Below are 24991 nucleotides of genomic sequence, written 5' to 3' on the forward strand. Positions count from 1 at the left end.
TTACAGTATTTATTTGATGTTGCTTGGGAAAAGATTTAACTAGGAAGTATTTTCGTACTCTTTTAAATTAACCGAGACAAATCTACTGCAAATTGGTCAACGTCTATCACCAAGTCCCTTCCAGATTTTTCAAAGCAAATTCTTGGAAGACCTTTTGTTAATATTCTGTTTGCATCAGCCATATCTTGAGGATAGGTATAGAACTGTTGACCTTTTGGAAACTGATTTCGGACTTGCCATTCTTCAAACTCCTTCAAAAAAGTCTTATGAGACGGCATACTGACTTCTTCAAACAAGGAATGGTCAAAAAATCGTACCAATCGATATAGACCATGAATCTCATCCGCAAAGCACTTATCAATCTTTTCATAGGGGAAGCCTCGTCTCTGATAAGCTTGGCATAAACTTTGTAAGGACGCGCTTAATGCAACTGCATCTTTTCTTGCCAAACTTATAAAATACCGAACAGAAAATTCTTCCATACCAGTTCGTTTTTTCTTCCCTAAAAACTGTTGTGCACGCAAGAGAGACTCGGATAATCTTTCTTCATCTTGATAATAAAGAGCGTATAAAATATTAATCACATTTTCTGGATAATAGATTCCTTTCAACAAGGGTAAATCTTTGGGGATGAATGATGGAATGACTGAAAAATCGTTACAAGCAAAAGAGGTAAACAAGCCTTTCAAAATCCCATCTGTGTAGATGGTTCCACTTGCCAACAAACCACCTCTCAACAACCCGGTTCTTCCTGTTTGCCATAGAGCGTTGTTTAACTGCTTATAATCCCCATCTAAAAACGCCGCATAATAGGCAAAATATTTAATATCATCTAGCAATAAGCTACTGTACAATTTTACTCTTAAAACCTTGTCAGACAATACTTTTGAATCGGTCAAATACTTTTCAAAAATTCTTTGGTTTGACTCTTCAAATTCCTTCCAATCTATCGGATCAGCACAATAACCCCAATCTTCCAAGTGATTTTCACGCATCTTTTGATATTCTTTTATATACTCTCTCATAACAATTTATTCCTCTAAACATTGTGCAAAAAAAGACTAGACAAGTCTAGCCTTTCATTTCAAATTAGAATTTTTTACGTTTACGAGCTGCTTCTGATTTACGTTTACGTTTTACAGAAGGTTTTTCATAGAATTCACGTTTGCGTGTTTCTTGAAGAGTACCAGCTTTAGTAACCGCACGTTTGAAACGACGAAGTGCATCGTCAAGAGATTCATTCTTACGTACTACTGTTTTAGACATTTTTTTCACTCCCTTCAAGTTCAAGATCTATTCCATTTTACACGCAAAATGAATATTTGTCAAGGGAAAACTGACATAAACTTATATTATCTTCCCTTTTCTTTTTAAAAGGAACAACGTATTAGAATAGATGTCATAATAGCGAAAAAAATTATTTTAATCCTGTTCAGAAACAACTTTTATTTCTTTATCATTTACAATAACAGCTTGTGAATTGTTCATTCGCATTAAGTCGAGCTGATTTTTATAGGTTTCAAAGGTCTTCTTGCTACTATCAGTAAAAGGCTCCTCACTATAATGTGGAAGGATGTAAAAATCCACTTCATCCAATCCCGTTGTATCCGATAACTCTTTCGCTACCGTCTTGTCGTCCATGAGCTTATTGTAGTCAATATCCTTGGCGGTAATGATAGCCCCTGCTGATTCTCCCACATAGATCAGCCCATCTCTTATTTGTTCTTTGATAAGAGATAGGAGTTGCTTTTTCTTTAATTCTTGCAATAAATAAAAGGTATTCCCGCCAGAGATATAAAGAATTTTGCTTTGGAAAATCTTTGCCTGTGCAGTTTCTCGATCACAAGAAGCAATATCTAGAACCTCTATCTCAAATCCTAAATCTTTGAATGTTTGCTGAGCCTCATCGATATAGGCAGTATAATCCTCTTTGTTCCCAGCGGTAGGAATAAATAAAACCTTATTTTCTAGATTCTTTTCCTTTGCATAATCGCTAAAAAGCTTTTTGACTCCAGCAAAGTATGAACATAAAAATAATTGTTTCATGACTGTACCTCCATTAATGTTTAACAATTTTATAAAGGATCCACGCTCCCTTTCTTTGACTAGTTATAAGCTCAAACCCTATTAACAACAAGAATCGTCTAAATGCTTCTTCGCTTTGGACCTCTGGTAAAAAGTAAGACAACTTGTTATATTCACAAGCCAGTAAGAGCATCCCGTCTGATTTGAGTATTCTTCGAAGTTCCATAAAAGAAGCCTCTAGATCCTGCCAATGAAAATGAGTTTGAAAAGCTGTGATTAAATCAAAACTTTCATCAGAAAAGCCTGTATCCCTAACGTCTCTTCGTTCAAAATTTATATTAGTTATCTCTATCTGTTTGGCTTGAGCTATTGCTACATCTGAAATATCAATTCCAGTTATAGTACTTTGCGGAAAAGTTTCTTTCAGTTGGATGGTTGAACGGCCATTCCCAACTCCTACATCTAAGATTGCAGGGTAAAATGTCCTATCCAGATGACGAATTGCCCATACAAACATGGGGAGATAGGCTCTATTCCACAATTTCATCATTCGTTTTCCTAGAAAGCCCGAAGGGTTCTTTGATTGCTGAATGAGACGAGAAAACAGTAACATCAAAAGTAAAAAACAAGTAAAACCAATTATATAAATCAAAGTCTAGCCTCCTCGTATAACTTTATTATACCACTTTAGCAGGATAGTGAACAATTGATGCAAAATAATTAAACGATTTTCAAACCAATTACCAAAAAGAGAGAACCAATTGGTTCTCTCTTTCTGTTAGACTGACATCTTCTTAGATAGCGATGAATGTAATCATTTCAATCAAGTATCTAAAACAACTTACTAGATGACTTTCGCCACTAATTATTCTTCCTCAGATTTTTTTCTTTGAGCTAGAGAAATTAATCCCATACCTGATAAAGCAGCCAATAGACCAGCTGTCAAGTGAGATGTCTCCTCAGAACCCGTATTTGGAAGAGTTTTAGCAGTTCTTTCTTCTGTAATACCTTGTTGTTCTGGATTTTCAACGACAGGAACTTCTACTACTGTTGGAGTATAGAATCCTGAAATGATATTTCCATTACGGTCTTTACGGATCACTTTCACACCTTTGGCTTGTCCTACAAAGTCTGCCTCAGGGGTAAAGGTGACGGTGCCATCTGGTGAGATTACATAAGTTCCTTCACCTGGAACGACTTTTTCAGTTGTTCCATCTTCAAAGGTTGGTGGAACTGTCAGATCGACATCACCTGTAAAGTTTGGTTTACCAGTCTGAGTTTGACCTTTAAGACCTTCGGATGTCGCATCACTCACTTGTGTTTGTCCAAGGACAGTTGGTGTGTAATGAGCAATAACTACATTTCCATACATATCCAGACGTTTCACAACCAATCCTTTAGCTGTACCAACAAAGTCTGGTTCTGGTGTAAAGGTAATCTTACCATCTTTATCAATTGTATAGCTTCCTTCACCCGGAACAACCATAGTCGTGCTACCATCCTCAAAGGTTGGTGGAACTGTACTATCGATATGTCCTTCAAACGTTGGGGTTGCCACTTGTGGTTGGCCTTTGGTTCCTGTAGAAGCCGTATCATGACCAGTAGATGGATCTACAACTGTCGGGCGATAGCTTGCAGTAACTGGAGTACCATTCTTATCCTTGCGGACAATCGTTACGCCTGTTCCTTTTCCTACAAAGTCTGCCTCTGGAGTGAAGGTAACGGTGCCATCTGGTGAGATTGCATAAGTTCCTTCACCTGGAATCACTTTTTCAGTTGTTCCATCTTCAAATGTTGCTGCCACAGTTTCATCGATTGGAACAAGTGGATCGCCACCTTCAAATGTTGGCGTACCCGTTTGAACAAGCCCCTTAATGTTAACTGAAGAAGTATCTTTACCAGTTGGTGTCACCTTAGTAAACTCTGGGCTGTAAGTCGCAGTAACTGGAGTACCATTCTTATCTACGCGTTTGACTGTGACTGGATCTGGGTTTCCAACAAACTGTTTATCTGGAGTGAAAGTTACAGTTCCGTCTGGTGCAATCGTGTAGGTTCCTTGACCTGGAATAGACTTCTCCTTGCTTCCATCTGCGAAGGTTGGCTCAACTGTTTCATCGATTGGAACCAGTGGGTCACCACCTTGGAAGCTTGGAGTTCCTGTTTGTGGAACACCTTGAGGACCTGTGCTGGTTGCGTTAGTGCTGGTTGGAACTACTTCTTTCACCACCGCTTGGTACTTGACAATAACAGGAGTTCCGTTGGCATCCACACGAGTCAATTCAAGCTCTGGTGTTTCACCCTTGAACTGTTTATCTGGTGTGAAGGTCACCTTACCGTCTGCATCCACTTCGAACTTACCGACATTTGGCACTTCTTTCACAGTTGTACCATTGTCAAATAGTGGAGTTGAATCAGCTGGGAATGGAACAGAGTCATGACCTGGAGTGAAGGTCACTTTACCTTCTTGGACCTGACCTTGAAGCCCCTCTGTCTTATCTCCCGTACCAGTTGGAGTCACCTTAGTAAACTCTGGACTGTAAGTCGCAGTAACTGGGGTGCCATTCTTATCCACGCGTTTGACTGTGACTGGAGTTGGGTTTCCAACAAACTGTTTATCTGGAGTGAAAGTTACAGTTCCGTCTGGTGCAATCGTGTAGGTTCCTTGGCCTGGAATAGATTTCTCTTTGCTTCCATCTTCGAAGGTTGGCTCTACTGTTTCATCGATTGGAACCAGTGGATCGCCACCTTGGAAAGTTGGAGTACCAGTTTGTGGAAGTCCTTGAGGACCTGTACTTGTTGCACCGGTTCCTGTAGGAATCACCTTAGTAAACTCTGGACTGTAAGTCGCAGTAACTGGAGTGCCATTCTTATCCACACGTTTCACTGTAACTGGATCTGGGTTTCCAACAAACTGCTTGTCTGGAGTGAAGGTTACAGTTCCGTCTGGTGCAATCGTGTAGGTTCCTTGGCCTGGAATAGATTTCTCTTTGCTTCCATCTTCGAAGGTTGGCTCGACTGTTTCATCGATTGGAACCAGTGGATCGCCACCTTGGAAAGTTGGAGTACCAGTTTGTGGAAGTCCTTGAGGACCTGTACTTGTTGCACCGGTTCCTGTTGGTGTTACCTTAGTAAACTCTGGACTATAAGTTGCAGTAACTGGGGTGCCATTCTTATCTACGCGTTTTACTGTGACTGGAGCTGGGTTTCCAACAAACTGTTTGTCTGGAGTGAAAGTTACAGTTCCATCTGGCGCAATTGTGTAAGTTCCTTGACCTGGAATAGATTTCTCTTTGCTGCCATCTTCGAAGGTTGGCTCAACTGTTTCATCGATTGGAACCAGTGAATCACCACCTTGGAAGGTTGGAGTGCCCGTTTGTGGAACACCTTGAGGACCTGTGCTCGTTGCGCCAGTTCCTGTTGGAGTCACCTTAGTAAACTCTGGACTGTAAGTCGCAGTAACTGGGGTGCCATTCTTATCCACGCGTTTAACCGTTACTGGGTCTGGTTTGCCTACAAACTGCTTGTCTGGGGTGAAGGTCACTGTACCGTCTGGTGCAATCGTGTAAGTTCCTTGACCTGGAATGGTCTTCTCTTTGCTTCCATCTGCGAAGGTTGGCTCAACTGTTTCATCGATTGGAACCAGTGGATCGCCACCTTGGAAGGTTGGAGTGCCCGTTTGTGGAACACCCTGTGGACCTGTGCTGGTTGCGTTAGTGCTGGTTGGGGTTACCTTAGTCACTGTTGGGGTATAGGTCGCAGTCACTGGGGTGCCGTTCTTATCTACACGTTTCACTGTAACTGGAGCTGGTGTGCCAACATATTGTTTTTCTGGTGTAAAGGTAATAGAGCCATCTGGATTGATGCTGTATTCACCTACACCAGGAACTGTTTTCGTTGACTGTCCATCTTCGAAAGTCATTGATTTCGTATCATCAATTGGAACCAATGGATTCCCTTCTGTGAAGGTTGGGGTACCCTTTTGCGGTTGACCTTGGATACCATTTGAAGTGGCATCCGTTGAAGTTGGGGTTACTTCTTTCACCACCGCTTGGTACTTGACAGTAACAGGAGTTCCATTGGCATCCACACGAGTCAATTCAAGTTCTGGTGTTTCACCCTTGAACTGTTTATCTGGAGTGAAAGTTACCTTGCCGTCTGCGTCCACTTCGAACTTACCAACATTTGGCACTTCTTTCACAGCTGTCCCATTGTCAAATAGTGGAGTTGAATCAGCTGGGAATGGAACCGAGGCATGGCCTGGAGTGAAGGTCACTTTACCTTCTTGGACCTGACCTTGAAGTCCTTCTGTCTTATCACCAGTACCAGTCGGAGTTACCTTAGTAAACTCTGGGCTGTAAGTCGCAGTGACTGGGGTGCCATTCTTATCTACGCGTTTGACTGTGACTGGAGTTGGGTTTCCGACAAACTGCTTGTCTGGGGTGAAGGTCACTGTACCATCCGCTGCAATCGTGTAAGTTCCTTGACCTGGAATGTTCTTCTCTTTGCTACCATCTGCGAAGGTTGGTTCGACTGTTTCATCGATTGGAACCAGTGGATCGCCACCTTGGAAGCTTGGAGTACCTGTTTGCGGAACACCTTGAGGGCCTGTGCTGGTTGCGTTAGTTCCTGTTGGGGTTACCTTGGTCACTGTTGGGGTATAAGTCGCAGTGACTGGAGTACCGTTCTTATCCACACGCTTCACTGTAACTGGATCTGGGTTTCCGACAAACTGCTTGTCTGGGGTGAAAGTTACAGTTCCGTCAGGTGCAATCGTGTAGGTTCCTTGACCTGGAATAGATTTCTCTTTACTTCCATCTTCGAAGGTTGGTTCAACTGTTTCATCGATTGGAACCAGTGGGTCACCACCTTGGAAGCTTGGAGTACCAGTTTGTGGAACACCTTGAGGGCCTGTGCTGGTTGCGTTAGTGCTGGTTGGTGTTACCTTAGTCACTGTTGGTTTATAATGTGCTCGGTAAGGAACACCGTTAGAATCATTTACTTGGACAGTAACTGGGTCTGGGGTACCAACAAAATTTTTGTTAGGTTTGAAAGTGACTTGACCAGTGTTAGGGTCTAACTCATAAGTTCCAACTGACTGACCATTTGATGTAGCAGGAACTGAGTTACCAATAATAGGTTGGCCGTTAGCATCCACAAAGGTCGCAGGGCGTGAAGCATCTGGAGTCACTGGCGTTTTATCTGGATCGCCATCATTAAAGATTAGATTTTTGTTTTGTTCTTGACCTTGAACACCAGTTGATTCATATGTTGGTATCTTTCGAACAGTAGGAATGTATCGACCATCCATATTGTTCAAAATGTCATTCTTATTTGGATTTGATGCATCAGTTGATTGCCAGTTAGTTGATGAACCGTTTGAGTCTGTACGACGAATATTAATCCCTTCAGCAGTTCCTGTGAAGTCTGCATTTGGTGTGAACGCTACATCGATATCATCTCCATTAGTAGTCACTACATAGGTTCCTTCCGGACGCACATAAGTATTGCCGTTTGTTGGAGTCAATACATTTCCTTGATTATCCAAAATCTGTGGCGCTTGGCTACTCATGCTAGCATTAGTTACAAAGTCTGAACGATCTGGTCCTTTAGGTGTGAAGTGAACTGTAGCATTTTGTGTTTCACCTTGAAGACCTGTTGTTTCTTTCTTTTCACCTTGAGGTGGATAAGTACGACGAACCAACATGTCCTCTACTTCACCACTAAATGCCATCCCGGTAGGCTTCTCAATATCACCTGCATTAGTCGCAATACGCACACGCATTCCAAGTTGGTCAACTAAGCCACCACTAAGACTCGGAATTGCATTAAATGTTAAAGTGTGATCTCCATTAGCAGTTATTTCTTTAACTACACTGCCTTCATTATCATCAAATTTCCCATTATTATTGAAGTCCACCCATGCTTTGACATATGCTTTAGCATTACCATTTGGATTAGCCTTAATCTTAAGAGTATAAGTGCCATTCTTAGCTTTATTTAAATCCAAAAGGTCGTTAGTATTGCTATATTGATCAGCAGTTAGCAATTGCTGTGAACCTTCATCTGAAACATCCTCACGATCATCAGAAGTCCAGTTATTTTTAGAATCCACATCGATATCTGCTTCTGTAGAACCTAAGTAAGGTTGCTTTATTTGAGCATTTGTTATCGAATCGCGTGTAGAGATAGTATGGTGAGCTTCACCGTAACTTTCTGGCGCATCACCACCATCAACTACCAAGAATCCCATCATAAGTGCCTGTTGCCCTGCGGTCGCAACATAAAAACCTACCTCAGAAGCCCCACGGGTCATTACAACTGGCACTGCTTTACTTGCTGAAACTATTGGTCCAAATACTTGACTACCTAGACCACCTGTAACTGTATCAGGACTCAAAAACTTATTCCAATCGACAGTCTTATCTTTTAGGATTAGTAGACCACCTCTTGTTGTCTTGTCAGCCTGCTTAACAAGTTCTTCAGTCGTAACAGTGTAAGGACCTTTTGCACGAGGACCTTTCATCCATTCTCCTACGTATTCCCAACCTTCACCGTTAGTGGTAAAAATACCATATTCACCAGGGTTAGCATCTTCTCCATCAGCCATAACAACTGCTGGTTTTACTTTTTTACCACGATAAGTGGCTTCTATTTTAAATTTAACCCCCCAGTTTACACCATCAACTGGTACGATAATTTGTGTTTTATGGCCTTTTGTATCAAAACCTTGTCCACCAATAGTACTCCATTTATCTTGCGCTTGACCTGATACAGGAGGTGGAGTTTTTCCATAATCTTTCCAATTTTTTAAATAATTGTTTGTTGCATTTGGATCATAAGTTCCAGCAGATGAAGTTCCTTCAACCCGTTTTTTATAGATTTCAGTTGATTGAAATGGTTTGAGCTCTGTAACGGTAAGTGTCACTACATAGCCAGGCGAAATTTCCTTCGTATAAGTAGTTCCAATCTTAAACCCTCCCTGAGGATCTAAGTTTTTCAAGCTTGCTGTATCAGAGAAATCAATCCAGTTAATTTGTTTTGCTAATTGTGTACTTTCTTTCTTCTCTGATTCAGACAATTCTGGTTTAGATGTACGTGGTACAGGAGTCGCATCGTCCGCACCTGCATAACTAGCTGGTGCAACTGAAGTTGCCTGGGTATCACGACGAACTCTACGAGAACGTGTAGATTGTTCAGTAGCACTAGACGACTCAGTAGGTTCAGCAATTATTGGAGCAACTGTAGTTTCTGGTTTAGCACTCTCAATAGATTTATCTTCTGGAGAAGTAACTGGTTTCTCAACAGGAGACTGTGATGTTTCAGAGATAACCGATTGGTCATTGTTCTTTTTATCAGCAGGCTCTGCTCCAGAATTTGAAGTTGCTGTTTCTTTAGTTGGTTGAGAGGATTCTACTACAGATGGTGTTTCAGACTTTTCTGATGTTTTAGAATCTGTAGGTGATATAGAAGTCCCCGTTGTTTTATCAAGGTTTGTTTTAGCTACCTCGTTTAAAGAGTTTGTCACACTTGTCTCATCAGCACTAACTTGTGTAGCTGCTCCCAATAGAACCAAGGTGGACAAGAGCACAGAACAAACACCTACATTTAGTTTTCGAATAGAAAACTTATGAAGGCGTGGATTAAATAAATCTTTCCCCATTATAATCTCCTTAATTATAATTTTATAACTTAGAATATTATACAACTTTTTTTACAGCTTCGCTACTAAGTAAACTTAAAAAATTTTAGTTATTATTTAAATTATAAAAGAAAAACAACGTATACTTAATTTTAGTTATTATCTTATTATATTTTTCCTGAATTAAAATTTATATAATTTCTTTATTCAAATATTTTATAGATTAAACCGAAATTTGCAAAATTTCACTTCTAGCTTATAAGCATCAAAAAACCACTCACTCCGAAGAGCAAGTGGTTCTTGTAATTTTTATTTTTCGAGTAAGCTGAGCGCTTCTGCATCAGCGATAATCGTCACATCAGGGTGGTTTTGTAGACTACTTGCTGGGAGCTTCTCAGTCACTGTGCCAGACACTGTTCCAGCAATGGCTTCTGCTTTTGACTCACCGTAAGCAAAGAGAATAATTGACTTGGCATCCAAGATGTTTTTAATTCCCATTGAAATGGCTTGAGTTGGGACGTCTTCAATCTTTTCAAAGAAGCGAGCATTGGCTTCGATGGTAGACTGGTCTAGTTCTACTAAATGCGTTTGACTGTCAAATGGAGTACCAGGCTCATTAAAGCCGATATGACCATTGCGACCAATCCCCAAGATTTGCAAATCAACAGGATGGTCAGCCAAAATTTGGTTGTAGCGTTCAACTTCTTCTTCAGCATTATCCTTAACACCACGTGGCAAGAAGCTTTCTTTAAATGGCTTTTGGTTGAACAAGTTTTCTTGCATGAAGTAACGGTAAGACTGTGGATTGTCCCCATCAAGCCCTACATACTCATCTAGGTTCACACTGGTTAGATTTGAAAAATCAAGGTCACTCTCAACGATTTCCTTGTAAAATTCAAGTGGACTACTTCCTGTCGCAAGTCCTAATGTTTGGGCACCATTGTCCAATTTTTCCTTCAAAATCTCAAAAGCTACTTTTCCACCTTCGACTTGATTTTCAACTTTAATAACTTTCATTTTATATCCTCCATGTTTCTATATTTATTATATGGTATAGACCAATTTTTGTCAAGTGAAAACGATTTAATTTCTAAAAAAAGAGCGTCCAAACTTGAAACATGTTATAATGGATAGGATTAGAACTTAGAAAGAATGATGAAAAAATGAATACAGCTGATTTTGATTTCCACTTGCCTGAGGAATTGATTGCCCAAACGCCCCTTGAAAAACGAGATGCATCTAAACTCCTTATCGTTAATCGTGAGACGGGAGAAATGCAGGATAAACACTTCCACTCCATTATTGATATGCTGGAACCTGGTGATGCCCTTGTCATGAACGACACTCGCGTTCTCCCTGCCCGCCTTTATGGTCAAAAAGAGGAGACCGGAGGGCACGTGGAGCTTCTCCTGCTCAAAAATACTGCCGGTGATGAGTGGGAAGTTCTGGCTAAACCTGCCAAACGTCTCAAAGTTGGTACTCGTGTCAGCTTTGGCGATGGTCGCCTCAGCGCCGTCGTTACGGAAGAATTGACCCACGGGGGCCGTATTGTCCGCTTTGAATACCAAGGAATTTTCCTAGAAGTTTTGGAAAGTCTGGGAGAAATGCCACTACCACCCTACATCCACGAAAAACTAGATGACCGTGAACGTTATCAAACGGTCTACGCTAAAGAAAGTGGTTCTGCTGCAGCACCAACTGCTGGATTGCACTTCACCAAAGAACTGCTAGCAGAAATCCAATCCAAGGGGGTCCATCTGGTTTATCTGACCCTCCATGTCGGACTCGGAACCTTTAGACCCGTTTCTGTTGACAATCTGGACGAACATGAAATGCACTCTGAATTCTACCAACTTTCTGAGGAAGCAGCTGCCACCCTTCGCTCTGTTAAGGAAAATGGAGGTCGCGTCATCGCTGTCGGAACCACTTCGATCCGCACACTGGAAACCATCGGTTCCAAGTTTAATGGGCAAATCCAAGCAGATTCTGGCTGGACCAATATCTTTATCAAACCAGGCTACGACTGGAAGGTTGTGGATGCTTTTTCAACCAACTTCCACCTACCCAAGTCAACTCTTGTTATGCTAGTTTCTGCTTTTGCCGGTCGTGACTTAGTCCTAGATGCCTATCACCATGCCATCCAAGAACACTACCGCTTCTTCAGTTTTGGAGATGCCATGTTTATCTATTAAGAAAATCCCTATTAGGAAACCTAATAGGGATTTTTCTGATTATTCTATACCAAACTTTGGATCTTTCAAACTCTGAACACTGGCATTGATAACTGCTCCGATAATCAAAATCTTTGCAATAAGAATAAACCAGAACATCATGACTACCACGATAATGGAACTGAAAAATCGGACATCAACCAGATGATTAACATAACTATTGACGTAGACAGAAAAGATGTTCAATAAAAAGATAAGAGTTAGCAAGACAAAGACACTTCCTGGTAAAACATAGCGGATTCGTGGTGCTTTTACTTTTGGAAGGAAGTAATAGATCATAACCAGAATGGCAAAGATCAAGGCATAGACCAGAGGGCCTGTAAAATCTTGCAGGTAGGAAAATAGCGGACTGTCTGATTGCCAGTAAGTTTTGAGGAGGTTGAGCAACATACGACCAAACATACTCAAAAACAAGGCCAAGGCAAAAAGAATCTGCAAGCCAAAACTAACAAGTAGACTCATCAACTGATGGGAGATAATTCCTCGACTCTTGGTCACTCCATAGGCTTTGTTAAAAGCTTTTTGGAGGAAATCCATTGATTTCGAAAAGGTCCAGAGTGCAGATAAAACGGCAAAACTCAGCAAACCAGTTGATGGTTGAGTCAGAACTTCTCGGACAATCTTGGCGACCACATCATACACCGTATCGGGCAAAAATTCCTTGATCGTAAGTAAGAAATTTGAGACCGGAATCTGAAAATAAGGCAAAATATTGACCATTATCATTAGCAGAGGAAAGATTGAAATCAACCAATAGTAGGCAACCGCAACACTGGTCAACTCACTATCAGATGCTTGATAATAATGCAAAAAAGCTTTCAATAAGGGCCTGTCCATCAGCTCTTTCCACCACTTTTTCATGTTCCATCCTCCGTCATTTTCTTCATCATCTAAGTTCTTCTAATTAAATCTAGCATATCATAAGGTAAAGTATTTGCGGCTTCTTTCAGAGAATAATTTTCTAAATTATTCACATTTTGTCGTAGTTTTTTGGCATACTTGGCTGTTATCAGTTTAGCTTCTTCATATTCAAAGATTGCCTTACGTTCGAGATAGTAGCCTCGTAGCATTTCATCGATATTGTTTGGTTTGATGCGATTGATAACCCGCTCAACAAAGGCACCACTTCCAATAATGGCCGTCTCGCGTAGACGAGACTCTTGCATAAAGCTAATCAGAGAACTCTTATAAACCCCTTTGAGGTTTTCCAAACTCTCGATAATCAGCTCTGTATTTTCCAAATACAACTCTGAAATCTGATCATAGTCAACTGCTAGTAGTTTACGAGATTCTTCATACATCCAACTACGGAAAGTTTTGCCAAAGGTAAACATTTCATGGAGTAGAAAGCGAAGTATCCGTAAGGAAACTAGGAAGTAATAAGTCACTCTAGAAGCGAAATTTCGATTGATACTCTGCTCCATGTTTTTTAGGTAACGTTGGTAAACTCGATAGCCACGCTCACTGATTCTATTTTCTTCGTAGGCTTGCTCCAAACCGTCACTCTCAATACTCAAGATAAGAAGCTTGAGGGACTCCCAGTCCTCTTGGACTCTCTTATTTTCCAGACTAAGGATGAGGTTTTCAATCCGACCATGATAATTATCAATAGCTGCATAAAGAGGAAGTTTGTTCTTGTGATGGTCCAGTTCTTTTTCTAATTCTGCAGCTACATCATTCAAAATCGCAATATGCATCAAATGGTCCTTGCTTTCCTCTTGTTCCTCAGATAAGTGAGGGAGGACTAGTAAACCTGTTAAAAAGCTCAACAGTGTAACGCCTGCTACAAGGAAGAGTAACAGAGGATATTCCTGCTCCAAATGACTTGGTATGAGGAGAATGGTCGCGATAGATACTGTCCCTTTGACACCAGAGAAAGTCAAAAGAAGCATATCTTTCATGTACTTATGAATTTTTTTCTTAAGTCGACGCGTCCTCACAAAGTAAAAACCAGCAATCATGACAAAGCGGATCGCAAAAAGCAAGAAGGTCAGAACGACAACTGAAAGCAGTAAAAGAAGGGGATTGTAGAGAGAATTAGACAAAATCGGCTCTGCAATCAATTCTAATTCCATTCCCAAGAGAACAAAGACTGATCCATTTAGCATAAAGGTCACGGTGTGCCAGACGGTCTCCGTCACGGTGTCTACCTGAGCCTCAAGGAGCGTAATTTTCTTAAAGCGACTGGCCTTCAAAATACCTGCAACCACTACTGCGATAATCCCTGAAACATGAAACTCTTCTGCGATAAAAAAGGTCATGAGTGGCAAACTTAGCTCTAGCAATAGTTCACTGGCTATATCTATCGCTCGCACACTTAATAAAAAGGTATGCAAAAAACGATTGATCATAGCCGTCACAAAACCGACTACAAAACCACCAAGGATAGAAAACGCTAGGGAAGTTCCAGCTTGGCTGAAAGAAAAGGTTCCTGTTGTCCAAGCAGCCAGAGCCATCTGAAAGGCAACCAAACCAGAAGCGTCATTTAAAAGTCCTTCCCCTTTTAGGATATTGGAAACCCGTTTTGGAAAACGAAAACGTTCAGAAAGAGATGCGAAGGCAACCAAATCTGTTGGCCCAAGTGCCGCTCCAACTGCTAAACAGGCAGCTAAAGGAAGAGTCATCCAAAGGAAGTGAGCCATGCCCCCCAAGCTTAAGGTCGAGATAAAAATCACAGGAAAGATCAGAAAGACGACAATCCGCCAGTGCTTCAAAATGGACGTAATATCCGCTTCTTCTGCCTCCCGGAAAAGTAAGGGACCAATAACCATGGCTAGAAACAGCTCTGTATTGAGATGAAAGTCCGCATCTGGAACAAATAAACCAATCCCAATCCCCAAAAGGATTTGCACAAGAGGAAGGGGTAAAAAAGGGAGAAGTTTATTGGTCGTGGTTGAAATGATTAAGACAAATAAAAATAGAATCAAGTAAATGAGTAATTCCACACAATTCCTCCTTAATCTTTTTTACAACAAGATTCAAAAATCTCCTTTTGCTCTTGGATTTTCTGATCAATCTTAGAACAGTCTTTGTGCTCAATTTTTTTCTGGCATCGTTCCATTTCAAGAGCCACTAATTTCTTCTTGATTTTAAGCATTTTCTTGCTCATATGTGCTTCGTCGAGCACGCCGACTGCTCGCTCGTGATGCGTTGACTCGACAAAATTTTGGCGCATTGTCTCAAGCTTCTCACGAAGGTATTGTTTATCCATGTCTATACCTTTCTAATTTTTCAATCATAACTAAAAACGGTGGATTATTAACTTGGTTGAGAGTCCGATAAATGGCAGCTGTATACTCTTGTTGGTTCAACTGGCTAACAAACTCCAATACAGCATCCCTCTCAGTATCTCCTCCTTCATGACCATAGTAGATCATGATCGCAATCCGTCCCCCTTTGACAAGCAAATGACACAGTTTCTCTAATGCTTCGATAGTAGTCTGAGGTTGAGTGATGACGGATTTGTCAGCAGAAGGTAAATAACCAAGATTAAAAATCCCTGCCTTAGCTTCTGTAACAAATTGATTAAGTGTCTCATGACCTTGCAAGATTAACTGGGCATTTGTCATTCCAGCCTGATCCAAACGCTCTTGGGTTTTCTCCAAAGCCTGCTCCTGGATATCAAAGGCATAGACTTGCTTGGCTAACTTGGCTAGAAAAAGGGTATCATGGCCATTGCCCATGGTCGCATCCACTACGATATCCTCTTTTGTCACAACCTCAGCCAAAAAATCATGTGCCATCTCAAGTGGTCTTTTCATTTTTAAACTCCTGTTTTACAGCCTTGCATCCTTGCACACTTCCGCGGCGTCTCATCTCAGTTTCAATAGCATTTAGCACTTCCCATTTATTGAGGCTCCACATAGGACCAATCAGCATATCTCTAGGTGCATCTCCTGTAATTCGATGGATGACGATATGCTTCGGAATGATTTCTAGTTGGTCACAAATGACCTTGACATACTCATCCTGACTCATCAGTTGCAAGCGTCCTTCGTGGTAATCTCGCTGCATGCGCGTATTGGTCATGAGGTGAAGCAAGTGCAGTTTAATTCCTTGAATATCATTATCCGTAACACAGCGACGGACATTTTCAACCATCATCTCATGGGTTTCCCCAGGAAGACCGTTGATCAGATGGGAAACAATTTCAATCTTGGGATATTTTCTCAAGCGTTTTACAGTTTCAACATACAATTCATAAGAATGGGCACGGTTAATCAGGTCAGAGGTTGCTTCAAAAGTAGTCTGTAAGCCCAATTCTACCGTCACATGCATGCGTTCCGACAACGCAGCCAAATATTCGATGGTTTCATCGGGTAAACAGTCTGGGCGCGTTCCGATATTGATTCCTACTACACCTGGCTCATTTATAGCCTGCTCGTAACGTTCTCGAATCACTTCCACCTTTTCATGGGTGTTGGTAAAGTTTTGGAAATAAACTAGATATTTTTTAACATCTGGCCATTTGCGGTGCATAAAGTCAATTTCCTTATAAAACTGCTCACGAATAGGGGCATCCGGTGCCACGATGGCATCTCCAGAACCTGAAACCGTACAAAAAGTACAGCCCCCATGAGCTACAGTTCCATCCCGATTTGGACAGTCAAATCCCGCATCGATAGGAACTTTGAAAGTCTTCTCTCCAAAAAGTTTTCGATAATAATCATTCAAGGTATTATAAGATTTCATAACTTTCATTATAACAAAAAACACCTACAATCTCAAAAGCCTGACTTTCCTACAAATTCCCTTGTTTCTCATTTCCTTTAGCGTTTTTTTATGATACAATATGGGTATGATTTTAATGAAAATAGCATCTATTTTATTATTGATATTAACCTTGGTGGTTTGCTTTATTGTCACCAAGCTTTTCGGACTTAGGAAAATAGGATTTAATTTCGCGGATCTAGCTTTTCCACTTTTGGTATTTGAGTACTATCTGATCACTGCTAAAGCCTTTACCCACAACTTTCTACCGCGACTCGGTGTTGCTCTTTCTCTCCTAGCAATCCTCCTTGTAGTCTTTTTCCTTGTCAAAAAACGAAGTTTTTATTACCCTAAATTCATCAAATTCTTCTGGAGAGCCGGTTTTCTCCTTACCTTAATTATCTACATTGCTATGATTGTTGAATTGATGATGCTCCCATAAAAAACATTCCCTCAGACAGCTGTCTAAGGGAATATTTTTATCTTCATACTTACTTTCTAAGCTCGACCAAGATACTTTTTTTATTTCCTAAATGTTAAGGCGTAGAATTTTCCATCCCAAAGAAGTTTCATTTCCTTTTCCTTAACTTCGCTTGGAACAGCATTCTCAATTTCACTCAAATCAACAGTAGCATCTTTAAAATAATCCTTACTAAAATGATTTTTCTTATATTGCTGATCCACATAGTCAGCCGTCTCATCTGCAATTAAAATCTTAGTCCCTGGCTTCGCCACTCGTAGCATTTCCTGCATAGCCTTGGCCTTATCATTGAAAAAATTGATTCCGCCAATATGGTAGACAATGTCAAAACTATTATCCGCAAAGGGTAGATCCTCCGCGCAAGCATGGAAAAGTTGCAGATTGGTCTTGTTGGCGCAAGATTTCTGGCATTTTTCTAGCATACTGATAGAAATATCTACCCCTACAAAGTCTAAACTTTTCAGGTCAATTGTCTCAGGGATATAACGGAGGTCTTGACCAGTCCCGATAGAGACATAAAGAACAGATAAATTATCTTTCCATTCGATTTCTCCCATCAGATCCCTTCTCAACTTATCAATCGCCTTGCCGTGGAGAAGTGGTCCTATCCATTTCTCACTCATATCGTACCAGCGAGCCATACGGTTATACATGGTCATGTATTTAGCATTATCTCCAGATAAATAATCTGGATTAAGAGATAGATAGATAGCCCCATCTTTTTGAAAATTTTCTACCTCCAAACCTGGCTTCAATTTATCTTGTAATCTTGTTTCAATCATATGCAACATCTCCTTTTCTATTTGTCACCTATTATAGTGGAATTCATCGCAAAAACAATAGCTTTTTAGTAAGTGGCAACTATCCACTTGTATCTGGTAGTAGAACCAGGGTTAGTTACAAAAAAAACAAGTGCCAATTTCCATTGACACTTGTTTTCACTTTTAAACTGTGTTGCAAAATTTCGTGAAAGATACCGTTTAAAAAACTTAATCTTCTTTTTTGCGTCTTGCCAAGAATCCTGTTCCCAATCCAAGAAGGGCGATTCCAGCTGCTAGAGCCACTTGGTTAGACTCGCTTCCTGTATTAGGCAATTCCCCACCTTTTTTAGGTTTACCTGGTTCATTTGGTTTGCCAGGTGTTGGTTTTTCAGGAGTGTGTGTATTTGTAATGTTGTAACCTTCTACTGAAGCTGTATAACCATCTGGAACATTCACTTCTTCAACAGTGTAGGTAATCTCCTTACCTTCTCGATAACGATCAAGACCTGTAAACTCATAAGTCCAGCCACTTGTTTCTGACACTGTAGCTGTCTGACCAGTTTCCTTACCATCTGCAAGAAGTTTTACGGTGATAGATGCTGGACGGATGCCATCTTTGTTATCTTCATCTTTCCAGATCTTATGACCTTTTACAGCTGTTTTCTCTGGAGTATGTTCGTTGGTAATGGTGTACTTGCCATCCTTATCTGTAGTGATGGTTGCTTTGTATTCTGTCATAGCAGTTTCTTTGACAGTGTACTTGATTTCTTTACCATTTTCATACTTAGGAAGTTTTTTAGATTCGAACTTCCAGCCAGTTTTTTCTGAAACTTCAATTTCTTGAACAACTTCTTTATCGTTTTTAAGAATTTGAACTTTCACAGATCTTGTACGTTTGCCGTCTTGGTTGTTGTTATCTTTCCACACCTTAGTTCCTGAAAGAACAACTGTTTCTGGGTTATAGGTGTTTGTCACTACTTGACCAGTCACAGAGGCTTCGTAACCAGCTGGTACATCCACTTCCTTGATTGAGTAAGTGATTTCTTTACCAGCTTCGTATTGTGGAAGATTTGTGAAGGATGCTACCCAAGTGTTAGCGTCTGTCTTATCCTTAGCTGTCAAGGTCAATTTCTTACCTTCAACGGCTACTGGATCTGCATTTCCTACTTTTTTATAAAGTTGAACCGTTACGGACTCAGGACGTTTACCGTCTTGGTTGTTCGCATCATTCCATACTTTTGTTACCTTGTAGTCAATTTCTTTAGGAGCATATTTGTTTGTGATGGTAAAGTCTGTAATAGTCGCTTCGTATTCTGCTACGGCTTCTTCTGTTACAGTGTATTTAATTTCTTTACCAGCTTTATATTTTGCTAATTTTTCGAATGTAGCAGTCCAAGTTCCGTCTGCGGCTGCTTGAACCTCTTTCGATGCTACTTTCTCACCGTCTGCTAAAAGATTGATTGTAATCTTAGTCGGACGTTTGCCGTCTTGGTTATTAGCGTCATCCCAGTTCTTAGTTGCTTTTACATCAACTGTTTCTGGTGAATAGCTATTTGTGATGGTGAATCCTGATGCAGCATCACCAGTAATTTCAGAAGTATAACCAGCAACAGTTACTTCTACTACAGTGTACTGAATAGGTGTTCCGCCTTTATCAGCATCAAGGTTTGTGAAGCTTCCAGTCCAACCGTTTGCGGCATTGAGCTCAAGTGTCTTACCAGTATCTTGACCATCCGCAAGCAATTTAACTGTGACAGAAGTTGGACGTTTACCGTCTTGGTTGTTCTCGTCCTTCCATACTTTCTTCACAGGAACTTCCGTTTTTGCTGGAGTGTAAGTATTCTCAAAAGCTTTTTCATCATCGTAAGAAACAGTTGCTTCAAGTGCACCTTTGCCCTTATCTACTACAGTAACTGTAGCCGTGATAGTTTTAGTGTCGTACTTGATGCTTGTATCACTGCCAGCTTTTTCAGCAATTTTAAAGGTATAAGTCCCTGCTTTGTCGAATTCCAATTCTGAGAAAGCAATGTTTCCGTCTTTGTCATTCTTCACAGTTTCTTTCACCTTACCATCTTGGTCTGTTAAAGTGAATTCAAACTCTTCAGCCTTCAACTCACGTCCTGTAAGTTTTTTATTAGCCTTAATCTTAACTTTAGCTTTGCTACGTTTATTTGTAACTGTTTTGATAGCTCCATCTTGTCCAACAGTCATCTCAAATGGAGTAGGATTCAACTCATATCCCTCAGGAGCCTCAATCTCGGTTACCGTAAAGTTCCCTTTCTTGATATCACTCTCTGAGTAAATAGATGATTCAGCAATTCCGTCATCATTTGTCGTTACAATTTCCTCTTTAGCCGTAGCTCCTGCCGGAGGAGTAATCTTGAATTTTGCTCCTTTTAGACGGTCATGAGTCAGCTCGTCGACCTTGTAAAGAATGATACGGTAACCAGTTTCTAACTGAATTGTACCGCCTGAAGCAACTACTGAGTTTCCGATTTGCTTAACGACTGTCTTACTACTATAGTCGTCATATGTAAGAATCTGGTCATCACCCTTCATTTCAGCATTGTTTTGGACTTGCGTACCATCCGCTGGAGCACTTGTTTTGTAATTAATTCGAAATGCTGCAGGTTTCCCGTTCTTAGCAACAATTGAAGAAGCATTGTTAATTGTTAAAGTAAAATCGGTATATGACTCATTCCAACTAACTTGGTAATCTTTACCAGCTTCTAAAACCACCTCATCTTTAAAGTAATAAGATTTATCGTACCAACCTGCCGTAACTTTAAATGTTTCAGGAATCATCTGCATCGGTGAGGCATTTGGGTCAACCCAGTCATGAATTTCAATTTTGTTATAGGCAGCTTGTTTAGGATTAGCTCGAACATACCAACTGTGTAAATATTGTCCACTCTTATTTAGAGCACTAGATGTCCAATCCTCTTTGTAAATCAGACCATGATACTTACTGAAATTAGCACGTCCAATTCCTTCAGAATAATCAGAGGCTTCCCCTTTTTTGACCTTAATTTGATGGGTAATTTCATTTATAGTTTCCGTCTTATCAAAACGGAGCGTTTCATTGCTTAATTCATTTTTAGAACTAAAACCAACAAAGAAATTTCCTTTAACGTTTTGGACTTGATAGCCACCTTTTTTCTCAAGGTAAGCTTTCAGATTCTTTAATGTAATAGTTACCTTACCACCATTATTATCCCCATTTGATACAATTTGAGTTTCCCCGATAACGAGATCTGTTTCCTTATCTTTTAAATCAAAAGTTTCATTTCTAACAGTTAAAGGGCTCGGAACAGTAAAGGTAAAGGTATCACCGTCCTCTAATTTACCATCATAGGCACTCAAATCGTAATCAACAGTGAATTTATAATTTGAGTAGTTATGATGTTCAGGAGAAAGTGTATAAACACCATTCGCATCTGGTTTTATAAACTTACCATTATCAACCTCCCAAATTCCAATATTACTGATAACGTTCTTCAGTTCCTTTGCTTGAACTGAATTTGGAGCAAAGATTATCCCTAGCAAACAGGCCAGAGAAGTTAGGATGGGTAACCAAAATTTCTTGTTCTTCATAATCTTCCTTTCTAAATTACCGAAAACATTAAAACGACAAACTATGATTATAAAATCTCAACACTCATCTCCTTTCGAATTCGTTGAAATCCATGAGGGTTATTGAATAAGTTACATCATATTAACATGTTTCATAACTATATGTGAGTGCAATATTTATCATATTTGTTCTATTTTTAATATAGAAACCTCCTTTAGTTTCATTATAAAACAAAATTAACTTTTTTTGTAATATTATGAGGTTATTGCCTTTTGAAAATATTGACACAGTGTAAAATTACTTCCATAAAAACTAATTCTTTCATCACACTGAAGTTTCTTTAAGTATAGTGTTCACATACGAACAACTTCTCTTTTAAACAAACAGAAAGAAACATTGCACAAAACATTCCATTTATTTATAAGTTTGATACACCTTAATAATTATCCAAACTATTTTATATAAGTAAAACTCAGAAGAAATCTATCAATAGTCATACACCATACTGATAAATAGTTTAATTTAGCATATTTCATTATTCTGAATCATAGAAAAAAGACCAGGGGGTTATCCCTGATCTTTCTTTACTGTACTTATTGGCTACTAAATGAGATTAGTCTTCTTTTCTTCGTTTAGTTGCTACAAGACCTGCACCTAAAGCTAGAAGAGCTAAACCTGCTGCTAATGCAGCTTGTCCAGATTCGCTTCCAGTGTTTGGTAGGTTAGGATTTTCTGGTTCAGTTTGGTCCGTTACTACTAACTTACCATCCTTGAACTCAACCTGATTTCCACTAGCATTTACCACTGTTACAGTTCCGTCGTAGTTAACTTGGAATGTAATATCTGTTACTGCTAAGTATCCAGTTGGAGCGGCTTCTTCATGGAAAGTATATACTCCCGGAGTCAAATCAAGTACATGTGATTGTTTGGCTTTTGAAGTCCATTCAGCCACAGGATTACCTGCAACTTTTTCTCCACGGAAAATTTGGATTTTTGCGCCCGCGATTTCTTCACCCGCTAGATTTACCTTGCTAAAGGTAATCTTACGTGGAAGGTCATCGTCTTTATCAGTTACAGTTACAGTTGAACCGTTTGTGGCAACTTTGTTTTCTTCACCCTTAGAGTCTTTCTCACCAACGTTTGTCACTTCCACTGTGCCATCAAGTTTGACTTGGAAAGTGATGTCCGTTACTTTGAGGTAACCTGTTGGAGCTGCTTCCTCATGGAAGGTGTAAGTACCTGGTGCCAAGTTCAAGTCTTTAGACTTACCAGCTTCTGAAGTCCAGCTTTCTACAGCTGTACCTTCTGCCTTATCGCCCTTGTAGATCTTGATTTGTGCTCCTGCGATTTCAACCCCACCAAGACTAATTTTACTGAACGTGATTTTACGAGCTACATCGTCATCTTTATCAGTAACTGTCAGAGTTGAATTTTGGGCTACAACACGATTGTCTTCACCTTTAGAATCTTTTTCACCTACTTTTGTCACTTCAACAGTACCGTTAGGTTTAACTTGGAAAGTGATATCCGTTACTTTGAGGTAACCAGTTGGGGCTGCTTCCTCATGGAAGGTGTAGATGCCTGGTTCAAGATTCAGTTGCTTAGGTTGGTCAGTTGAAGTCCAGCTTTCTACGGCTGTACCTTCAGCTTTTTCGCCCTTGTAGATCTTAATCTGTGCACCAGCGATTTCATTTCCTCCAAGATTGACTTTACTGAAGGTAATTTCTTTTGGAGTTGTATCTTCTTTGTCAGTGATAGTCAGAACTGGACCAGCTGCAAGAACAGTGTCATCAGCTCCCTTATTCTTTATAGTGATAGAACCATCAGTATTAACAGTAAAAGTAATATCTCCTACAATTTGATATCCCTCTGGAGCATCGAACTCTCTTAGAGTGTAGGTACCTGGTGCCAGCTTAATCACTTTAGAAGTGTCAGCTACAGTAGTCCAGTCTGCAACAGGTGCCTCTTCAAGATTGACTGTATCTCCACTATAGATTTTCAGTTCCGCACCTGGGATTTCTTTCCCATTTGGATCCACCTTTTTGAAAGTAATCTCTTTCTCAGTTGGTGTCTTCGGAGGTGTCTTTTTATTTTCAATTCGACGTTCTACAGATTTGTCAGAACCAAATTCATCTGGAGAAATTTTAATATCTTCAGTTAATTTGTCATAGCCAAGAGGAGCAGTTACTTCACGAATTGTATAGTTGTCTCGCAACAATTTGCCTACACTAGCGTTACCATCAGAATCTGTTGTCAATCGTCCAACAACAGCTTGGTTACGATCACGAATCACTTCAAAAACTGCACCTTGCAAAGGTTGGCCAGCTTCATCTACCTTATGAATTTTAATAGTAAAAACATATCCTTCCGCAACACCACCTGCAAGCTGGTAGACACGTGTACTAGTTGATTGCTCATTCTCACTACCATTGTAACTCATGTTAGCTACGTTCGTAATTTCCTCACCATCAACAAGATCGTAATTAGCTTTAGCTCGATATTCAATCATATAACCAAAGCCATTAGCATCCCCAAGTGGGAGAGTAAAACCGTCACCATTTGGATTTACCACTAATTGATTTTTAAAGGTTTCGGTCATATCCTGAGCATTAGTCCATTTCCAGTCTCCGTTATTCCAACTCCAATCTACTTTGTAAATACGAAAAGTATCTGGTAGGAATGTCATATTTGGAGATGAAAATGCATCTTTGATAGTAACATCACTGTAGTTCGCCATATTTCGGTTTACAGTAATGTTATAACGGATTACATTTTTCTCGTCGTCCTTGTATTGGAAGGAACTCTTTTCAATTTTAGAGTCGTATTTCCCTGGAGGGCCGTTATAACGGATTTTCCCTGCAAATAGAACTCTATGGCCTACTGTAATGTTAACATCAACGTCTTTTTCTTCTGAAACGACATCATGATCCACGCGGACATAGACGAAGAATTTACCTCGAACACCAGAATTATTCTCAACAAATTTTGTATAAGTGAGAGTAATTGTTTTGCTAGCTGCATCTAAACGACCAGTAGCAACAAGGTTATTAGAGGCATCCCGAAGTTCAATATCTGACGAATTAGCAAAAGTAATTTCAGATGGTAATTGGAGTGTAGTAGTATCATTTTCATGTACTGTATTATCTGGCAAAACAAAATCTGCAGTAAGACGGAAATCTTGCCAAATATCCAACCCCTGCGTTAAAGCTTCGCCAGAATTGCTTTGTACTCCAACGCTAGTGATAACATCATTATACTCTGTCGCATGTACTTGCGTCAGAGGGGCAAATGATTGGAGAATAACTCCCAAACAAAGAATAAGGATCTGAATCCAAGATCTTATTTTCTTGTTCATTTAATCTTCCTTTCTTAATAATATTCAATTGTAAATGTACAATGTAATTGTAAACTAATTGATTGTCCCCAACTAATCACCATTTCCCTTTTTCAAGTAAAAATTGATAGCTACATTACTTTCATATTTTATCATACTATTTAAAAAAAGGCTAGAAACATCAAACATTTTTTAAAATTTATTTTACTATTTAAAATTCATATTTTCTTATCGAA

The 24991-nt window shown here is 39.9% G+C and carries 16 protein-coding genes; 2 read left to right on the plus strand and 14 right to left on the minus strand.

The window, feature by feature from the left end:
• Positions 1 to 62 precede the first annotated feature (62 nt).
• The 6 genes from HMPREF8578_RS10780 to HMPREF8578_RS10805 all read right to left on the minus strand — a co-directional run bounded on the left by HMPREF8578_RS10780 (position 63) and on the right by HMPREF8578_RS10805 (position 10681).
• Entirely contained in the window at positions 63 to 1025 is a 963-nt protein-coding gene (locus tag HMPREF8578_RS10780; protein WP_001209616.1) for a hypothetical protein, read from the minus strand.
• Positions 1026 to 1089: 64 nt separating this feature from the next.
• Positions 1090 to 1266 carry a 30S ribosomal protein S21 gene (rpsU, locus tag HMPREF8578_RS10785; RefSeq protein ID WP_000048054.1) on the minus strand — a complete coding sequence of 59 codons (177 nt, stop codon included), beginning with the start codon at positions 1264 to 1266 and terminating at the stop codon, positions 1090 to 1092.
• 156 nt (positions 1267 to 1422) lie between these two features.
• Positions 1423 to 2046, minus strand: coding sequence for a Type 1 glutamine amidotransferase-like domain-containing protein (locus HMPREF8578_RS10790; RefSeq protein ID WP_000811172.1), 624 nt, complete (start codon positions 2044 to 2046; stop codon positions 1423 to 1425).
• 13 nt (positions 2047 to 2059) lie between these two features.
• Positions 2060 to 2677: a class I SAM-dependent methyltransferase gene (locus HMPREF8578_RS10795; RefSeq protein ID WP_000639298.1), complete on the minus strand. Its 618-nt coding sequence runs from the start codon at positions 2675 to 2677 to the stop codon at positions 2060 to 2062.
• 213 nt (positions 2678 to 2890) lie between these two features.
• Positions 2891 to 9685 (minus strand): GEVED domain-containing protein, encoded by a 6795-nt coding sequence (locus HMPREF8578_RS10800; protein ID WP_000513887.1) that lies wholly within the window; start codon positions 9683 to 9685, stop codon positions 2891 to 2893.
• Positions 9686 to 9973: 288 nt separating this feature from the next.
• Positions 9974 to 10681: a glucosamine-6-phosphate deaminase gene (locus HMPREF8578_RS10805; RefSeq protein WP_000864614.1), complete on the minus strand. Its 708-nt coding sequence runs from the start codon at positions 10679 to 10681 to the stop codon at positions 9974 to 9976.
• 146 nt (positions 10682 to 10827) lie between these two features.
• On the opposite strand from HMPREF8578_RS10805, the gene queA reads away from it, so the two are divergent.
• On the plus strand, positions 10828 to 11856 hold the full coding sequence (gene queA / locus HMPREF8578_RS10810; RefSeq protein WP_001090140.1) for a tRNA preQ1(34) S-adenosylmethionine ribosyltransferase-isomerase QueA: 1029 nt from the start codon (positions 10828 to 10830) through the stop codon (positions 11854 to 11856).
• A gap of 39 nt (positions 11857 to 11895) precedes the next feature.
• Here queA and HMPREF8578_RS10815 read toward each other — a convergent pair whose 3' ends face one another.
• The 5 genes from HMPREF8578_RS10815 to mnmL are packed head-to-tail and all read right to left on the minus strand — an operon-like array spanning position 11896 to position 16596.
• Positions 11896 to 12756, minus strand: a complete 861-nt coding sequence (locus HMPREF8578_RS10815) for a YihY/virulence factor BrkB family protein (protein ID WP_000759519.1) — start codon at positions 12754 to 12756, stop codon at positions 11896 to 11898.
• A gap of 29 nt (positions 12757 to 12785) precedes the next feature.
• Positions 12786 to 14840 (minus strand): cation:proton antiporter, encoded by a 2055-nt coding sequence (locus HMPREF8578_RS10820; RefSeq protein ID WP_000421611.1) that lies wholly within the window; start codon positions 14838 to 14840, stop codon positions 12786 to 12788.
• Between the two features lie 11 nt (positions 14841 to 14851).
• Positions 14852 to 15106 (minus strand): hypothetical protein, encoded by a 255-nt coding sequence (locus HMPREF8578_RS10825; RefSeq protein WP_000361100.1) that lies wholly within the window; start codon positions 15104 to 15106, stop codon positions 14852 to 14854.
• Complete coding sequence (mnmM, locus tag HMPREF8578_RS10830; protein ID WP_000828423.1) at positions 15099 to 15656, minus strand: tRNA 5-(aminomethyl)-2-thiouridylate-methyltransferase MnmM; 558 nt, start codon at positions 15654 to 15656, stop codon at positions 15099 to 15101. Before mnmM ends, HMPREF8578_RS10825 begins: the two co-directional genes overlap by 8 nt.
• Entirely contained in the window at positions 15640 to 16596 is a 957-nt protein-coding gene (gene mnmL / locus HMPREF8578_RS10835) for a tRNA modification radical SAM protein MnmL/YtqA (protein WP_000867016.1), read from the minus strand. Before mnmL ends, mnmM begins: the two co-directional genes overlap by 17 nt.
• A gap of 91 nt (positions 16597 to 16687) precedes the next feature.
• Here mnmL and HMPREF8578_RS10840 point away from each other — a divergent pair, with 91 nt between their 5' ends.
• Positions 16688 to 17047 carry a DUF3397 domain-containing protein gene (locus HMPREF8578_RS10840; protein WP_000525394.1) on the plus strand — a complete coding sequence of 120 codons (360 nt, stop codon included), beginning with the start codon at positions 16688 to 16690 and terminating at the stop codon, positions 17045 to 17047.
• A gap of 80 nt (positions 17048 to 17127) precedes the next feature.
• On the opposite strand, the gene HMPREF8578_RS10845 is transcribed toward HMPREF8578_RS10840, so the two are convergent.
• The 3 genes from HMPREF8578_RS10845 to HMPREF8578_RS10855 all read right to left on the minus strand — a co-directional run bounded on the left by HMPREF8578_RS10845 (position 17128) and on the right by HMPREF8578_RS10855 (position 24776).
• The gene (locus HMPREF8578_RS10845) at positions 17128 to 17868 is read right to left on the minus strand and encodes a class I SAM-dependent methyltransferase (RefSeq protein WP_000573475.1); all 741 of its coding nucleotides are present in this window, start codon (positions 17866 to 17868) and stop codon (positions 17128 to 17130) included.
• Between the two features lie 207 nt (positions 17869 to 18075).
• Complete coding sequence (locus tag HMPREF8578_RS10850; protein WP_000791204.1) at positions 18076 to 21441, minus strand: Cna B-type domain-containing protein; 3366 nt, start codon at positions 21439 to 21441, stop codon at positions 18076 to 18078.
• Between the two features lie 593 nt (positions 21442 to 22034).
• The gene (locus HMPREF8578_RS10855; protein ID WP_002893376.1) at positions 22035 to 24776 is read right to left on the minus strand and encodes a SpaA isopeptide-forming pilin-related protein; all 2742 of its coding nucleotides are present in this window, start codon (positions 24774 to 24776) and stop codon (positions 22035 to 22037) included.
• Positions 24777 to 24991: the final 215 nt, after the last annotated feature.

This window comes from Streptococcus oralis ATCC 49296, from assembly GCF_000185265.1.
In the GTDB taxonomy this organism is placed as follows: Bacteria; Bacillota; Bacilli; order Lactobacillales; family Streptococcaceae; genus Streptococcus; species Streptococcus oralis_BC.

Coding starts and splice junctions, on each gene's coding strand:
- HMPREF8578_RS10780 (WP_001209616.1), bottom strand. CDS start 1,025: ATGAGAGAGTATATAAAAGAATATCAAAAGATGCGTGAAAATCACTTG.
- rpsU (WP_000048054.1), bottom strand. CDS start 1,266: ATGTCTAAAACAGTAGTACGTAAGAATGAATCTCTTGACGATGCACTT.
- HMPREF8578_RS10790 (WP_000811172.1), bottom strand. CDS start 2,046: ATGAAACAATTATTTTTATGTTCATACTTTGCTGGAGTCAAAAAGCTT.
- HMPREF8578_RS10800 (WP_000513887.1), bottom strand. CDS start 9,685: ATGGGGAAAGATTTATTTAATCCACGCCTTCATAAGTTTTCTATTCGA.
- HMPREF8578_RS10805 (WP_000864614.1), bottom strand. CDS start 10,681: ATGAAAGTTATTAAAGTTGAAAATCAAGTCGAAGGTGGAAAAGTAGCT.
- queA (WP_001090140.1), top strand. CDS start 10,828: ATGAATACAGCTGATTTTGATTTCCACTTGCCTGAGGAATTGATTGCC.
- HMPREF8578_RS10815 (WP_000759519.1), bottom strand. CDS start 12,756: ATGAAAAAGTGGTGGAAAGAGCTGATGGACAGGCCCTTATTGAAAGCT.
- HMPREF8578_RS10825 (WP_000361100.1), bottom strand. CDS start 15,106: ATGGATAAACAATACCTTCGTGAGAAGCTTGAGACAATGCGCCAAAAT.
- mnmM (WP_000828423.1), bottom strand. CDS start 15,656: ATGAAAAGACCACTTGAGATGGCACATGATTTTTTGGCTGAGGTTGTG.
- mnmL (WP_000867016.1), bottom strand. CDS start 16,596: ATGAAAGTTATGAAATCTTATAATACCTTGAATGATTATTATCGAAAA.
- HMPREF8578_RS10840 (WP_000525394.1), top strand. CDS start 16,688: ATGGGTATGATTTTAATGAAAATAGCATCTATTTTATTATTGATATTA.
- HMPREF8578_RS10845 (WP_000573475.1), bottom strand. CDS start 17,868: ATGATTGAAACAAGATTACAAGATAAATTGAAGCCAGGTTTGGAGGTA.
- HMPREF8578_RS10850 (WP_000791204.1), bottom strand. CDS start 21,441: ATGAAGAACAAGAAATTTTGGTTACCCATCCTAACTTCTCTGGCCTGT.
- HMPREF8578_RS10855 (WP_002893376.1), bottom strand. CDS start 24,776: ATGAACAAGAAAATAAGATCTTGGATTCAGATCCTTATTCTTTGTTTG.